Consider the following 15,811-nt stretch of genomic DNA (forward strand, 5'->3'; position numbering starts at 1 on the left):
TAAAAGTTGCGGATTTTTCTCATTAAGATTGCTCCGCACCTCGCAATAACGACAAATTTGAGTGTTTACATAATAATCTGAACTTCCCAATTTAGGATTGTAGATCAGAATTAAAAACTAAACTACAACCCCATTTCCTTTTTCAAAAACTTACCAGTTAAACTAATAGGATTTTGAATTAAACCTTCAGGAGTACCTTCGAATAAAATCCTACCTCCACCAGCTCCACCTTCTTCTCCTAAATCGATAACCCAATCGGCCACTTTAACTACATCTAAATTATGTTCGATAACTAAAATGGTATTGCCTTTATCAACCAATTCTTGTAAAACACCTAAAAGAACGTTAATATCTTCGAAGTGTAATCCGGTTGTTGGTTCATCTAAAATATAGAAAGTTTTACCTGTATCTTTTTTCGAAAGCTCGGTTGCCAGTTTAACCCTTTGCGCTTCGCCACCAGATAATGTAACTGATGATTGACCCAAAGTGATGTAGCCCAAACCAACATCTTTAAGTGTTTTTATTTTACGGTAAATAATCGGAATGTGTTCGAAATATACACAAGCATCTTCGATACTCATATCCAAAACATCGCTGATTGATTTTCCACGGTAGCGAACTTCCAGCGTTTCGCGGTTGTATCTTCTACCGCCACACTCTTCGCAAGGCACCTGAACATCTGGCAAGAAATTCATCTCAATAACCTTCATTCCACCGCCTTGACAAGTTTCGCAACGACCACCTTTTACATTAAACGAAAAACGACCGGGTTTATAACCGCGAATTTTAGCTTCGGGCAATTGAACAAACAGGTTTCTGATATCAGAAAAAACACCAGTATATGTAGATGGATTTGAACGAGGCGTTCTTCCAATCGGTGCCTGGTCGATTTCAATTACCTTATCTATTTCCTTTAAACCCGCAATTTTTTCGTAAGGAAGCGGTGTTTTCTTTGCTCTAAAAAAATGATGATTCAAAATTGGATACAAAGTTTCAGTAATTAAGCTGGATTTACCACTACCCGAAACCCCTGTTACTGCTATAAATTTACCCAAAGGAAAATCTACAGAAACATTTTTTAAATTATGACCACTGGCTTTAATTATAGATAATTTATGACCATTACCTTTGCGCCTTTCCTTTGGCGTTTCGATACTTTTTTTACCGTTAAGATAAGCTGCTGTAAGTGTATTCGATTTCAAAATTTGCTTTGCCGTACCTTCAGCAACAATTTGTCCGCCATGAATACCAGCACCTGGGCCAACATCGATTACCCAATCTGCCTCTAAAATCATGTCTTTATCATGCTCTACAACCAAAACCGTATTACCTAAATCACGCAGGTTTTTTAAAGCATTAATTAAACGCTCATTATCTCTCTGGTGCAAACCAATGCTTGGCTCATCCAGAATGTACATCACATTCATTAGTTGAGAGCCAATTTGAGTAGCCAAACGAATACGTTGTGCCTCACCCCCAGAAAGTGTCCTCGCCGTTCTATCAAGCGTTAAATAAGTTAAACCAACATCGGTTAAGAAACCAATTCTTGCATTAATTTCCTTTAAAATTTCTTTTGCAATTATATTTTGTCTGTCAGTTAAGCGTTCATCAACCTTTTCGAACCATTTATGCAAATTGTTGATATCCATTGACGAAAGCTCGAAAATATTCATGCCATCAACTTTAAAATTGAGACTTTCTTTCTTCAACCTTGCGCCATTACATTCAGGACAAGTTTTTAGCTTGCGGAAAGTATCCATATCATCAACTGCAGATTCGCTTCGCTTCTCGTTTTGTTCTTCGAGCATTTTAATTATACCATCGAAAGTGATGTTATAATTCTGAACGTTCCATTTGTTGTATTCAACTTCAACCTTTATTAAATCGGGCGAACCATTTAAAATAATATCGATAACCTCATCACTTAATTTCTCTATTGGAGTTGATAAAGAGAAATTATATTTTTTCGATAAGGATTTTAAAACCTGAAACATCCAGGTATCACGGTATTCGCCGAGTGGTGCCAAACCGCCATTTAATATGCTAAGTTTGGGGTTCGGCATAACCGATTCTTTATCTACCACGAAAATATAACCTAAACCATCGCAACGCTCGCAAGCACCGTAAGGCGAGTTGAACGAGAAGCTATTTGGTTGAGGCTCATCGTAAGAAATGCCCGTTGTTGGACACATTAAAAACTTACTGAAATGGGCTACATGATTATCTTTATCACTAATTTTAATCACACCCTTACCCATTTTCATGGCCATTTGCAAAGAATCTAAAAGACGTTTTTTATCCTTTTCATCAACAATCAAACGATCTATAACGACTTCAATATCGTGGATTTTATATCTATCCACTTGCATTTTAGCCGAAATATCTTTTATCTCTCCATCTACACGAACTTTAACATAACCTTGTTTACGGATTTGCTCGAAAAGTTCGCGATAATGACCTTTTCTGCCTTTAACAACTGGCGCAAGAATATTCACCGCTACGCCATCAAACTTTTTATAAATATTTTGAAGAATCTGGTCTTCGCTCATGCGTTCCATCTTCTCGCCGGTATTGTACGAATAAGCATCGGCAACACGAGCATAGAGCAAACGCATAAAATCGTAAATTTCGGTAATTGTGCCAACGGTTGAGCGGGGATTTTTACTTGTGGTTTTTTGCTCTATGGCAATAACCGGACTCAAACCCGAAACTTTATCTACATCAGGACGCTCCATACCGCCCATAAACTGGCGGCTGTAAGCGCTAAATGTTTCCATGTACCGACGCTGACCTTCTGCATAAATGGTATCGAAAGCTAAAGAAGATTTCCCGCTACCGCTTAAACCAGTTATAACAACCAGTTTGTTACGAGGAAAACTTACATCTATATTTTTTAAATTATGTACCCTCGCACCATATACTTCTACATCTTTTTGCTCGCCGAGGTCGATAGATTTATTGCTCATATTTATTGAAAAATTGGGAAGAAACCAGGCCTCAAAAAAGACTGAATTTCAATCCGCAAAAATGCTAAAAATTTTATCAAAAAGAAAGTGTAAATCAATCTGTATTAAGGATTAATTGTCATAATGTCTATGTCTGTTTCGAAGAAATCCAGATGATAAGCCAAAACGCAAATAGCCATAATTATCTTTAAAATAAATGTTGTAATTATCTTCTCCATAATAGCCTGCCGCAGCCATTAGAAACACATTATTCATAAACGGAAAACTATAATTGAAGTTGATTTCGGCATTTAAACGTTTTTGAATATTCCATATATTTTTCTCTGGGATTTTATTTATGGCATAACTGATTTCTGCATTTAATCGCCAGGTCTCTTTTTCTTCTTTGCGATTTCCTTTAATCTTCGATTTCTTTTCTATTTCATCATACCTTCTTAGCGAGAAATTATAAAGCAATCTGGTAAAGCCAAAACCATCATTCAAAACTGGTTCGTACCTAAACCATTTATACCAAAGCAAGCCAACCCGATGATTTACCGAATAATAACTTGCATCAGGATTTATAGCTGTAAAATTACCGAAGCGATAAGAAAGTGTAAGGTAGTTTGCATTGAAATTTCCTGTTCTGGTGTTGATAGTTCCGTCTTCATTCCTGGGAGAAACATCTTGCCCGTTAGAATGATGTGCGAAAGCAAGTTCCGTGTATTTGTAGTATTCTGGACTAGCATTAAGTCTGGCATAACCTGCAAAACCCAAACGATAACTTGGTGTACGAACACCTGCTGAAAACTCATTACGAACGCGAACCGTGAAATCGGGAATTATAGAAATGGCTACTGGCGATTTATAGCTTCCCAATAGCATGTAAGTAGTGGTTAAGCGCCCGTTAATTACATATTTTGCTGGCGCACCAATTTCTCCTCCTGGCGATGTATAGGCCAAATCTGCATTTTCTTTGTACAGTTCTATATAGGCTTTATTCGCAAACTCTCTTTTTGTTGATAAAGAATCTTTGTCAACATTTTGCGCTGAAACATATAGAGTGCAAAAATTAAAAAATATAAGTGAGAGGAGATGTATTTTCATTGAACAATAAACGTTAGTTTTTGCTTAACGGTTTTATATTTTTAAGAATTGGTTTTATAAAGTTAGATTGGAAATTAAGTTAAACAATTATATTCGTTTATAAACATTAAAAAATGGATAAGTTGCGCAAAGCGGGTAGTTACAAGCAACCGTATGACGACCGTTCCAAATTATGACAACGAAGAAAAAAATACTAATCGCAACTAAAATGAAAATGACAGACGAAGTTGTAAAACAGTGGACAAAACAAATGTGTGAACTCGGCTATAAATTTGACTGTGAATTTGACGGTTGGGGAACTGAACCAGACCAATAATAATTAAACGAAATGACACGGACGACAATCATGGCAGCTTGTAACAGGCGTTTGGCAAAAGTTGTGGGGCATAATTTGACGAAGATTGCGTAAAATCAAAATCTTGTACATATATTTGTACAAATTATTATAATTATGGTTGTCGCAAATATTTCGGATTTTAGAAAAGACATTAAATCTTATTTCGATAGAGTAGCAAAGAACTTTGAAACTCTAATTATAAATCGTGGAAAAGATTCGGGGATTGTAGTTATGTCTCTTGAAGAATATAATTCATTGATTGCAACAAATTACGAATTATCAAATAGAGCCAATGAAATTAGGTTAGATTCTGCAATTGATAAATTTAGGAAAGGAAATACGTTTTCTAAAGATTTAATAGAGGAATAAGATGAAATATGTATTTGTTGATGAATCCTGGGAAGATTATTTGTATTGGCAAAAAATAGACAAGAAGAAAATTAAAAAAATAAATGATTTACTCAAAGATATTTCAAGAACTCCTTTTGAAGGCATTGGAAAACCTGAACCATTGAAACATAAATATGCTGGATTTTGGTCGAGAAGAATTGATGATGAGCATCGATTAATTTACAGGTTTATGGATGATGAAATTCAAATTTTGAAATGTAGACATCATTACGATTAATATTAGTTAACAGCATTTTTACGCAATTTCCCATGACTTGCGAAAAACTAATTATAGAATGGGGAAAAGGAGTAGTTAATTTTGTATTTTTAAAATACAATTCTAAGTTGCTTTTGATGATAAGCTATTCAACAAAGATTAGAATGCAAAAAACGACACGCCATTGTAAATGGTATATATCAAAGTAAGCACCAATAAAACTGCATATAGCAAATTTGTGCTAAAATCTGCCAATACCCAAAGGCTCTGCGTCAATGTAAAGCAAACCGTCAAAGAGAAAATTAGCTTAAAATCGATAAAATAGACGTAAAAAAAATTAAAAAACTATCTATTTAATACACATAAGTTAAATTAGAAAGATTTCAATCTGCTTATATTTACTATTTTGGGATAAATAAATAGTTTTATGAGCAGTCTAAATCTTATTCCAACAAATAAAATAGTCGAGGCTGACGTTAAGAAAATCCTTGGTGGCTTAACAAGCAAATACCTGAAATATACAGCACAATGGCTAAAAGATTATACTTTAGCTTGTTCTATCCATTTGTAATTGAAAAAAACGTACGAAGAGCTTTGGTACTTATGGGGTCAAGACGTGTAGGTAAAACCGTGATGTTATTTCACAGCATACAGCAATTATTGACTGAAAAAGTAAATCCTCAAAAAATATTCTTCATAGGCATAGACAATCCAAATTATGTGCATTTAAGTTTAGAGGATATTTTAAATCTATGTAAACAATTGCTACAGCAAGACAATCTCAACGGATGTTATGTTTTTTTTGACGAAATACAATACCTGAAAGATTGGGAACGTCACCTTAAAGTGCTTGTTGACTCTTATCCCGAAACTAAATTTATTGTATCAGGTTCAGCAGCAGCAGCCCTAAAATGGCATAGTACAGAAAGTGGGGCAGGAAGATTTACCAATTTTATGCTGCCGCCGCTTACATTTCAGGAAAACATCTACTGACCAATCGGAAATAAAACAAATAGATGGGTTATTGTTTTCATTTTTACCTGCATCAATTTATAGTTACAATATTGGTGATATAACATTGAAAATGAAGAACCAAAATTAATAAGGAGAATAATGAATGCGCAACGGCATCTAAAAGAAATTGGCTGTTCAGTGGTTTAAATGAAGCTTTGTGCTTCGTACCAAGTTTTGAGGTGGCTTACATAGATTTATTTACTTGTTCGAGTTCTTTATCCTTTTTTGATGCAAAAGGAATGGGATTTTGTCGGCCAAAATTTTTAATCTTTGATATCTCATCTCAGCAGATTTATGAGGAGCAAAAAATTTATTCGCCAGATGTAATATTTCCAATAAGCCGTAATTTAATTGATGAATATCATAAAATTAGATTTTCTCTGTTTAATAATAAACAAATACAATACATCATTCATTTTTTAGAATTTGGTTTAGATGAAATTATTGCAAAGCACAAAGAATATTCAGCGAATTATGGTTCAATAATAGATTCTCTGTATTCAGACAATATTTTTTTAGAGCTTAATAGCGCTATACAAGAATGGTAACAGAAATTGATTTAATAGAATTGTCAATAACAAGTTTCAGAATTGCCATTGTGATAATTGGAAAAACAATAAATTTTATTAAATTTTTGGAGTAAGCAATATATTAAAAATGAAAAAAGACGAAAATAAAGGAAATCTATCAGGCGCTACTCCGTTTGCACAAACCTATTTTCACGGAACAAAGGCCGACTTAAAAATTGGAGACCTTATAAAAGTTGGGTTCAACTCTAATTTTGGGCAAAGGAAAAATGCTAAATATATTTTTTTATCAGCTACGCTAGATGTAGCAATTTGGGGTTCTGAACTCGCTACCGGAGAAGGGACAGGTAGAATTTATTTAGTTGAAGCAACCGGACCAATTGAAAACGATCCGGATTTAACGGACAAAAAATTCCCTGGCAATCCAACCATGTCTTATCGATCAACGCATCCTTTTAGAGTTGTTGGAGAGGTTACAATTTGGCAGGCACACCCACAGGAACAAATAAAAGCTATGGAAGATGCATTAGTTAAACTTAGAGAACAAGGCATTAACTCGCTAAACGACGAATTATAAAGCAAATTTGGCTGAATTAAAAAGCAATGAATAATTAAAAAACTTTTATTTAACTCATATGAATGTAAAAGAACAAATTCTGGAATATATCAACAGCCAGTCTGAATCAAAACGTAAAGATATGCAAACACTACACAGCATAATTTTACGAGTAATGCCTTCGTGCAAATTATGGTTCTTAGATGGGAAAAACAGTGAAAATAAAACCGTTTCTAACCCTAATGTAGGATATGGTTTTTACAAAATAAATTATGCTGAAGGAAAGACCAAAGAGTTTTATCAAATTGGCATGAGCGCAAACAAAACCGGAATATCTGTTTATATTCTTGGTATTAAAGATAAGAAATACTTACTCCAAACCTATGGACAAAACTTGGGGAAGGCAACCATAAGTGGTTATTGCATTAAATTTAAAAAATTAGAGGATATAAACATTCATATACTTGAAGAAGCAATAATCTATGGCGCTAAGCAAGGGGAAATAACAAATCTATAACTGCGGCTACCTAGAACCGATTGGTTTTGTTTACCATTCAATAGTAGTTCCATTTTCCGTAGGATGCCCGGTACAAACCAAAACCCTACCCCTTTCCAATTCATCATCCATTAGTACTTCATTGTAATCCATTCTTACACCTCCTTTTGTACAATTTGCTACACAAGTGCTGCAAACACCACCGCGACAACTATAAGGCAATTTTATTTTATTTTCCAGCGCAACATCTAAAATTCGTTTTGGCCATGGAATATCAAGATTATAGGTTTCACCTTTAAATTTTAAGATAACAGAATAAGTATTTTTATCAACAAACTTTTCTGCAGAACCATCATCTTCATCTACCTCATCCTCGGGCAAAACAAAGGTCTCTCTTTTAATCTGCTTGATATCGAAACCCATGCCCAATAAGGTAATTCTACATAAATCCATGTAGATAATCGGGCCACAGGTGTAAAATAAACTATCCTTTCTATCGAAAACTAAATGCTCTTTTAAAAGTTTTTCGATATAAAATTTGTTTAACCTGGCTGTCATTAAGTTTTTGCTATTACTAAAAACCCATATTACTTTAAGCCTATCAGGATATTGTTGCTGCCAATGCATAATCTCATTATAAAATAAAGCATCGTCGATAGACCGATTACTATAAACCAAAGTGATTTTTGATTTCTGCTCTGTAACCAAAGCTGTTTTCATAATAGAAAACAAAGGTGTTATCCCAACTCCTGCTGCAAAAAGAAAAATATCACGTTCAAGATTCTCTTCAGGCAAATAACTAAACATACCTTGAGGTTCCTGAGCGAAAAGTATGTCGCCTTCTGAAGTTTTATGGTGCAATAATCTTGAAATCTCACCATTCTCGACTCTTTTTACCGTTATCGCTAAAGGTTCATCAACATCGGGAGAGCTGTTAAAAGAATAAGAGCGCCGGATTTCTTTATGTCTTCCTTGAAAAACCAATGAAATAAACTGTCCGGCAAGATATTTTGGATATTCAGCATCAACTGTTTTTAATTGAAGCGTTATATTATCACCTAGTTGATTTATAATTTTGTCTATTCGAAGTTTGAACATGTTGCAAAGAAAGTGATTTGGGAGGAAAGACTAAAGCTAAAAATCTGTTATTCTGAAGCTAAAAATTTTGGAACAAAAAAAACGTTCCGAATAAATCGGAACGCCTTACCAAATGCTCTTGTTTTTTATTTACTATTCGGCATTATATGCCAATAACTCTTTCGGTTTAGCATAACCATAGCGAACAGGGTGTTCAATAATCTGTTTCATCGAAATTACTTTATAAACGTAACCACCAGTTTCACGGTTAAGTCTCATTTTGTAGTAATTGTCTTGATTTTGATTATTAATCTGTTTGCGTAAACGGCCATCGCCAACATTATATGCCGCAGCAACTAATGTCCAGCTCTCTAAACCTTTATACATTTCTTTAATGTATTTGCAAGCAGCCACGGTAGATTTACGCAAATTATAGCGTTCATCTGTTGCTCCGTTAACTCTTAAGCCATAAGAACGTGCTGTACCAGGCATAAATTGCCAAACACCTGCAGCGCCTTTTGGCGAAACTCCGGCTTGCATACCCGATTCTACTAAAGCTAAATACTTAAAATCATCAGGAATTCCATAAGCAGCTAAAATTGGTTCAATAATCGGAAACCATTCGGCAGCTTTGCGCTGTAAACGATGGGTTTGCGTATTGCCATAACTATGAGCTGCAAGGATTTTTTTCATTTTGCGCTCAACCTTTTTATCGCCTAATGGCAAGGTTTCTTCGGCAAAATTTAACTGCGCCATTAAAGATTTTGGCTCTTCTTCCGGCTTTTCAGTTGGGGGTATTGTAGTGTTTAATTTTTCTTCTTTTAAAAGACTTTTTTGTGCTAAGGGCATTTGGTAAGCGAACACTTTTGCCATAATAAATAGTGCTGCCACTACCGAAAATGGTACGATGTGTTTCTTTATCATCTTCCTCCTTTTTTTGGTGAACTTATAAAAAACGTTTGCAAAGGTAAAAAATAATAACCAGACTACCAAGCAGTTACAGGATTAAGTGCAAAAATCGACCTCTAATGCCCTTTAAACGTGGATTTTAAATTTTGATTTTCGCAGCATTTTACCTACATTAGAGGCTATTTTTTGATAAAATTTTATCAACTCTTCTGATTGTTAATTTCAGCAATTTTACATAAATTTGCAGCCCGCATTTCAGGTGCGACTAAAAGTGTATCATGATAAATAAAAACAACAGGAACAGTCGGGATGACAAGTCCAATTCGGGAAGCCGAAAAACCGAAGGCAGAAGTAGCGCAGGCGGTTCTGACAGAAAGAGATCAGAAGACAAAGACAGTAAATTCAAAAAATCATCCGATTCTAAAACCGGCTTCAGACCTAGAAGCACAGATGGTAAAGATTTCAAATCAAAATCATTCGGAGATAAAAAAGATTTTAAAACAAGAGGCGACAGAGATTTCAAATCGAAAGATGGAGAAGCTAAAGGATTTAAATTCGGAGATCGCGAATTCAAATCTAAAGATTCAACTTCAAGAGGTAGCGAACGCGAGTTTAAGCCAAGAGAAGGTGGCTCTAGAGATTACAAGCCAAGAGGCGACCGTGATTTTAAACCTAGAGAAGGCGGTTCGAGAGATTTCAAACCTAGAGGGGATAGAGATTTCAAATCTAAGGATGGAGACTCGAGAGACTTTAAACCAAGAACAGGAGACAGAGATTTTAAATCAAAAGAAGGTGGCGCAAGAGATTATAAACCAAGAGGAGAACGCGATTTCAAATCTAAGGATGGAGATTCGAGAAATTTTAAACCGAGAACTGGCGACAGAGACTTCAAACCTAAAGAAGGCGGATATAAAGATTTCAAATCTAGAGGCGGAAGAAATGACGACTTTAAACCTAGCGCAGGAAGTTCTAGAGATGTAAAACCAAGAGAAGGTGCTGATAGCAGACCTTTTAGAAAACGTGAAGAAGCACAGCCTAGAGATACAGAATTTAACCGTGAGGAAAGAACTGTAATTAAACAAGGACGTAAAACAAATGAAGACAAAGGCTTAATTCGCCTTAACAGATATATTTCCAATGCAGGTATTTGCTCTCGCCGTAAAGCGGATGAGTTAATTGCAGCCGGCATTATTACGGTAAATGGTGAAGCGGTGACGGAATTAGGTCATAAAGTAGATCCGGCGAAAGACCAGGTTCGTTATAATGGCGAATTACTTAAACGCGAAAAGAAAGTTTACGTATTACTTAATAAACCTAAAGATTATATCACTACAACCGACGACCCTCAGGAACGCCGTACAGTAATGCAATTGGTAGACAAAGCTAGTCGTGAGCGTATTTACCCAGTTGGTCGCTTAGATCGCAATACAACGGGCTTATTATTGATGACAAATGATGGAGATTTAGCCGATAAGTTATCTCACCCAAAAAATGGCATCACTAAAATTTACAACGTAGAATTAGATAAATCTTTATCACAAGGCGATTTAAACAAAATTCAGTTCGGTTTAGAATTAGAAGATGGTTTAATTAAACCCGATAACATTTCTTATGTTGCTGGTGGAACCAAAAAAGAAATCGGCATTCAAATTCATAGCGGGAAAAACCGTATTGTTCGTCGTATATTCGAACACTTAGGCTATAATGTAGAAAAATTAGACCGTGTTGTTTATGGTAATTTAACCAAAAAAGATTTGCCTCGTGGAAGATGGCGTTATCTTGAAGAACATGAATTAATTCAGATTAAACATCTTATTAAATAAATATTTGAAGGCAATCGAAAGATTGCCTTTTTTGTTAGTCGCATTTTTTGCCATATTTGTTATCAATCAAAATCACATCCATGAAAAAGTACAATCTTCTGTTGTTGTTTATGTCTTTATCAGTAATTGCGCTAGCTCAATCTAATTACAACCTTTTAATTGGCACGTACACCAATACAGGTAAAAGCGAAGGCATTTACACTTATAATTTCAACACTATAAATGGTAACACCAAATTAAAGCAAATAACGAAGGGTGTTGCAAACCCAAGCTATTTAGCACTTTCGCCCGATAAGAAATTTGCTTATTCAGTTAACGAAACTGGAAATACAAGCACAGTTAGCGCTTTTAAATTCAATGCAATAACAGGAGCATTAACCTTTTTGAACAAAGTTGATAGTGAAGGCGCAGACCCTTGTTATATCACCGTAGATAATGATAATGTTATTGTAGCCAATTACAGCGGAGGAAGTCTTGCTGTTTTCAAACGTAAAACAAATGGCGCTTTAAATAGTGCGGCTTTAGTTATAAAACATACTGGTAAAAGCATCGATCCGAAAGGCAGACAAGAAAGCGCTCACGTTCACATGGTGAAATTTACTCCAGATAAAAAATTCTTAATCGTAAACGACTTAGGCGAAGACCTAACTTACATTTATGCCTATAGCCCTAAAAGCAAAGACAAGATTTTGACGATAAAAAATGTTCTAAAAACAAAAGCTGGCACTGGACCAAGGCACATTACTTTCAGTCCGAATGGTAAATTCGCCTATTTAGCTCACGAATTTAATGGCAGTATTACTGGCTTCTATTATAACAATGGAACTTTAAACAAAATACAGGAAATTGGCACTACGCCAAAAGATTTTGCTGGTAAAATTGATGGTGCCGACATTCATGTTTCTGCTGATGGAAAATTTTTGTACGAAACCAATCGTGGCGATGCCAACAGTATTTCAGTATTTTCTATTTTATCTACAGGCATACTAAGATTTGTTGAAACGGTAAGCACTTTAGGAAAAGGGCCACGAAATTTTTCTATAGATCCAAGCGGCAAATTTTTATTGGTTGCGCATCAATATACAAACGATGTAGTAATTTTTAAGCGTAATACAATTACCGGAAAACTTACAGATAGCGGAAAAAGAATCGAAGTTGGCGCTCCGGTTTGCCTCGTATTTACCAAATAATACTTGCAGATGGAAAATTTCGATTGGACAAGCTTCACTATAAAAATCGCCATAAAAAGTGATTCTAAAACCATTTACAATGCCTGGACAAAAGCTAGCGAAATAGAAAAATGGTTTTTAAGTGATGCAGAATTTACTGACGAAAATAACACTGCACTAAACAAAGCCCAAAATGCTTTAAAAGGAGATAATTACAAATGGATTTGGTATTTGTATGATGATGTTGAACGGGGAAAAATTACAGAAGCTAATGGTTCAGATTCTTTTGAATTTACCTTTGCTGGAGCATGTTTAGTTAACATTAAGCTCACCCAGCAGCATGAATATACAATCGTGGAGCTTACCCAGAAAAATATCCCGACTGATGATAACTCTAAAAGAAATATTCGCTTAGGCTGCCACAGCGGCTGGAGCTTTTATTTAGTTAATCTTAAATCCGTTTACGAAGGCGGTTTAGATTTAAGGAATAAGGATAATCGGTTTAAACCAATGCTAAATAATTAAGGTATAAAAAAAGCTTCCAAAAAAAATCTGGAAGCTTTTATATTTTTAAGCAGGTTCTGCAACCTTAACTACGTTGCGATATGGAAACGAACTACAAATATGACGGCGAGCAAAACGGCCCGGCGAATCTGCATTAACCAATTTAACATAAATTGCTTTTGGCACATCGAAATATTCGTAAGCACTGCCATCAAAAAACTGAATATTTAAAACAGACTGCTTGTATTCAAAATCTAAAATATTAGATGTTGTGATTGTTTGTGTATATGTTTCTATATTCTGCTCGCATGTTTCTGGTGCAATACTAACTAGAAAATGGTAAGCTTCGATAATTTCTTTACTTCTTGCCTCTGCTGCTAATTTTTCTTCTTCTACCTGAAATTTATCTGGGTGGAATTCTTTCATCATTGTGCGGTAAACCGACTTAAGAACTGCAAGCTCTGCCGTTTTATCTACGTTTAAAAGCTTTCTGTAATCAACTATTTTTTTCATTTGCCGCAAAGGTACGATTTATAATGATTTGATTTTTAGAAAGTTTTGTTTTTGTAAGTATTTCTTTTCTAAGACTTTGGCACCAACCCTTAAGCAAACAAAAATTCCTGCTTCTATTTGAATAAATTTCTAATCTAAATCTTGGCTATTTACCAGCGATTTTGCATTAGCTATTAACTTAGTCCATCTTCTTGCATGTACAAATGTCAAATGAACCTCGAATGACTTTTTTGCTGTATATAAAATTAGCTAAAACTACTTTGGCAAGCCATTTTCAGGTTTTAAATCCTCTAAAATCGGATCAATCACAGATTTAACCGTTTTATGCATTATATCGTTTTTTTGTTCAAAAATTACAATACTATTTGCACCAGCTTTTAACCAACAGCCCGGAACATAAAGAGTTTGTTGAGGACCAACACTCCAATAACGACCTATATTTATACTATTTATAAAAACAATTCCTTTTCCCCAATCACGCATATCTAAAAAAGTATCTCCTATTTTATTAATCGTAAAACTACCTTCATAAATAGTCGGCTTACCTGCCGTTGCGGTATTCTTTTCAGCGGATAAGTTAGGTACAACATCCATTGGCAGTTTATACATATCCCAATTACCTGTAATGGTTTGACCATTTATTACCACTGGTGAAATAATTCCCTTCGAACTCTCAATAATTTTAGCTCCATAGTTTATTCGCCCCATATTTTCGACAACAATATCTAGAGTGGCATTAAATGGAATATCAATTTCGCAATCATACTTTTTGTAATAGCTATTCAATTCTGCAACCTTGGCTCCATTAACATAAACAATAGCATAATCTCTCAACCCGTTTAATTCTAATTTACCACTTATTGGTTGTTTAAATTTTTTGCTATACCAAACATAACCATACCCTTGGTTAAGCGCTTCGAAAGTTAAGGGCTTGTCATCATTAACAGGTTTAATTTTATTTTTGACATCTTCTAAATCAACCGCTTTTGTTAAGTTGATATCAGGAATGGCAATAACCGGAATCTTTGCCGGAACTGCGGGTGTTTCCAGAGTTTTTAATAAATCACGTAGCGCATTATATTTTTCGGTTGCCCAGCCAGCTTCACTAATCGGGGCATCATAGTCATAACTCGTTAAATCTGGTTGAATATCATGTTTATTATCATAATTAGCTCCAGAGGTAAAACCAAAATTTGTACCGCCATGTACCATATAATAGTTAAATGAAACGCCACCATCGAGATATTTCTGAGTTTGCTTAACTATACCTGCTGTAGATACCTTTGGAAAAGGTTCAGCCCAATGATCTAACCAACCAGGATAAAACTCGGCAACCATATAAGGCCCTTTACCGCCATTATACTTATTAACAACCTCTTTAAGTTTTGCAACATCGTCTTCGCCATTTGCTGTTGGTAAAGCGCCAGGTAATGCCCCTCCCTCAAAAAGCCAGCTTCCATCCGAAGTGAAAAATGGCACATTAAAACCAACATCCTTTAATTGCTGAAAAACTGCAGCACTATACTTTTTGTGTTCTTCCAAAGCAATATCTTTACGTTGGGCTACGTAAGAGCCAAATTCATTTTCTCCCTGAACCATTACAATTGGCCCACCATTAGTAACCAGGAGATTTTTAACCTGACCATATAGAGCTGTAAAATAAGCCTTTGTTGTAGATAGATATTGTTCATTATTGCCTCGAATAACCATTCCTGGTACTTTTTGCAAAAACCAAGGGTAACCACCAAATTCCCATTCGGCACATACATATGGCCCCGGACGAAGAATTACAAATAGTCCTTCCTCTTGTGCAGTTTTAATATATTCTGCAATATTGCGATTGCCGGATGTAAAATCCCAAACACCTGGTGCTGTTTCATGGTAATTCCAAAAAACATAAGTTGCCACGGCATTTAAGCCCATAGCTTTCATCATCTTTAACCGATGGCGCCAGTAAGGTTTAGGAATACGTGCATAATGCATTTCACCACTATGTATTTGCACAGGTTTTCCATCTAACAGAAAATTTCCATCAGCAATTGCAAAAGTATGTTTTGTGGATGTCTTTGTTTGTGCGCTTAAATTAAAGGTAATGCTTAGCAGCAAAAACAAAGTAGAGATTTTGGTTTTCATTTGTGTTTAAGTGTTTCTAAAGGTCTGATTTTCGAATAAAAAACTTTATTCTCCGAGCATATTTTTTTAAAAAAAAACACTATCTACAATTAGA

General features: G+C 35.2%; 16 protein-coding genes. 10 read left to right on the forward strand and 6 right to left on the reverse strand.

Annotated features, from left to right (window positions below):
- Window positions 1-122 precede the first annotated feature (122 nt).
- Both uvrA and ACFOUY_RS16100 read right to left on the reverse strand, forming a co-directional pair.
- Entirely contained in the window at window positions 123-2,966 is a 2,844-nt protein-coding gene (gene uvrA / locus ACFOUY_RS16095) for an excinuclease ABC subunit UvrA (protein WP_378962128.1), read from the reverse strand.
- A gap of 111 nt (window positions 2,967-3,077) precedes the next feature.
- A complete protein-coding gene (locus ACFOUY_RS16100; protein WP_378962130.1) occupies window positions 3,078-4,052 on the reverse strand; it encodes a hypothetical protein in 975 nt (324 codons plus the stop codon).
- Between the two features lie 172 nt (window positions 4,053-4,224).
- Between ACFOUY_RS16100 and ACFOUY_RS16105 the strand changes: the two genes are divergently transcribed.
- The 7 genes from ACFOUY_RS16105 to ACFOUY_RS16135 all read left to right on the forward strand — a co-directional run bounded on the left by ACFOUY_RS16105 (window position 4,225) and on the right by ACFOUY_RS16135 (window position 7,610).
- Entirely contained in the window at window positions 4,225-4,368 is a 144-nt protein-coding gene (locus ACFOUY_RS16105; protein WP_378962132.1) for a ribonuclease E inhibitor RraB, read from the forward strand.
- 135 nt (window positions 4,369-4,503) lie between these two features.
- Window positions 4,504-4,758, forward strand: a complete 255-nt coding sequence (locus ACFOUY_RS16110; RefSeq protein WP_378962134.1) for a type II toxin-antitoxin system Phd/YefM family antitoxin — start codon at window positions 4,504-4,506, stop codon at window positions 4,756-4,758.
- Between the two features lies 1 nt (window position 4,759).
- Complete coding sequence (locus ACFOUY_RS16115) at window positions 4,760-5,017, forward strand: Txe/YoeB family addiction module toxin (protein WP_378962137.1); 258 nt, start codon at window positions 4,760-4,762, stop codon at window positions 5,015-5,017.
- 507 nt (window positions 5,018-5,524) lie between these two features.
- Window positions 5,525-5,989: an ATP-binding protein gene (locus ACFOUY_RS16120; protein WP_378962139.1), complete on the forward strand. Its 465-nt coding sequence runs from the start codon at window positions 5,525-5,527 to the stop codon at window positions 5,987-5,989.
- Between the two features lie 200 nt (window positions 5,990-6,189).
- Window positions 6,190-6,558 (forward strand): DUF6714 family protein, encoded by a 369-nt coding sequence (locus tag ACFOUY_RS16125; protein ID WP_378962142.1) that lies wholly within the window; start codon window positions 6,190-6,192, stop codon window positions 6,556-6,558.
- Window positions 6,559-6,667: 109 nt separating this feature from the next.
- Window positions 6,668-7,114, forward strand: coding sequence for an NAD(+)--rifampin ADP-ribosyltransferase (gene arr, locus ACFOUY_RS16130; protein WP_378962144.1), 447 nt, complete (start codon window positions 6,668-6,670; stop codon window positions 7,112-7,114).
- 58 nt (window positions 7,115-7,172) lie between these two features.
- Entirely contained in the window at window positions 7,173-7,610 is a 438-nt protein-coding gene (locus tag ACFOUY_RS16135; protein ID WP_378962146.1) for a hypothetical protein, read from the forward strand.
- A 30-nt stretch (window positions 7,611-7,640) separates the two neighbouring features.
- On the opposite strand, the gene ACFOUY_RS16140 is transcribed toward ACFOUY_RS16135, so the two are convergent.
- Both ACFOUY_RS16140 and ACFOUY_RS16145 read right to left on the reverse strand, forming a co-directional pair.
- On the reverse strand, window positions 7,641-8,687 hold the full coding sequence (locus tag ACFOUY_RS16140; RefSeq protein ID WP_378962149.1) for a 2Fe-2S iron-sulfur cluster-binding protein: 1,047 nt from the start codon (window positions 8,685-8,687) through the stop codon (window positions 7,641-7,643).
- Between the two features lie 132 nt (window positions 8,688-8,819).
- Window positions 8,820-9,590, reverse strand: coding sequence for a lytic transglycosylase domain-containing protein (locus ACFOUY_RS16145; protein ID WP_378962151.1), 771 nt, complete (start codon window positions 9,588-9,590; stop codon window positions 8,820-8,822).
- Between the two features lie 263 nt (window positions 9,591-9,853).
- Here ACFOUY_RS16145 and ACFOUY_RS16150 point away from each other — a divergent pair, with 263 nt between their 5' ends.
- The 3 genes from ACFOUY_RS16150 to ACFOUY_RS16160 all read left to right on the forward strand — a co-directional run bounded on the left by ACFOUY_RS16150 (window position 9,854) and on the right by ACFOUY_RS16160 (window position 13,092).
- Window positions 9,854-11,398, forward strand: a complete 1,545-nt coding sequence (locus ACFOUY_RS16150) for a pseudouridine synthase (protein WP_378962153.1) — start codon at window positions 9,854-9,856, stop codon at window positions 11,396-11,398.
- An 80-nt stretch (window positions 11,399-11,478) separates the two neighbouring features.
- Window positions 11,479-12,588, forward strand: a complete 1,110-nt coding sequence (locus ACFOUY_RS16155) for a lactonase family protein (RefSeq protein ID WP_378962156.1) — start codon at window positions 11,479-11,481, stop codon at window positions 12,586-12,588.
- 9 nt (window positions 12,589-12,597) lie between these two features.
- The gene (locus tag ACFOUY_RS16160) at window positions 12,598-13,092 is read left to right on the forward strand and encodes an SRPBCC family protein (RefSeq protein ID WP_378962158.1); all 495 of its coding nucleotides are present in this window, start codon (window positions 12,598-12,600) and stop codon (window positions 13,090-13,092) included.
- Between the two features lie 45 nt (window positions 13,093-13,137).
- Here ACFOUY_RS16160 and ACFOUY_RS16165 read toward each other — a convergent pair whose 3' ends face one another.
- Together ACFOUY_RS16165 and ACFOUY_RS16170 are read right to left on the reverse strand one after the other, a co-directional pair.
- Window positions 13,138-13,584 carry a KTSC domain-containing protein gene (locus tag ACFOUY_RS16165; RefSeq protein ID WP_378962160.1) on the reverse strand — a complete coding sequence of 149 codons (447 nt, stop codon included), beginning with the start codon at window positions 13,582-13,584 and terminating at the stop codon, window positions 13,138-13,140.
- Between the two features lie 255 nt (window positions 13,585-13,839).
- The gene (locus ACFOUY_RS16170; RefSeq protein ID WP_378962162.1) at window positions 13,840-15,717 is read right to left on the reverse strand and encodes a glycoside hydrolase family 35 protein; all 1,878 of its coding nucleotides are present in this window, start codon (window positions 15,715-15,717) and stop codon (window positions 13,840-13,842) included.
- Between the last annotated feature and the right edge of the window lie 94 nt (window positions 15,718-15,811).

Origin of the sequence: Pedobacter jamesrossensis, assembly GCF_042650905.1 — a bacterium.
Taxonomy (GTDB): Bacteria; Bacteroidota; Bacteroidia; order Sphingobacteriales; family Sphingobacteriaceae; genus Pedobacter; species Pedobacter jamesrossensis.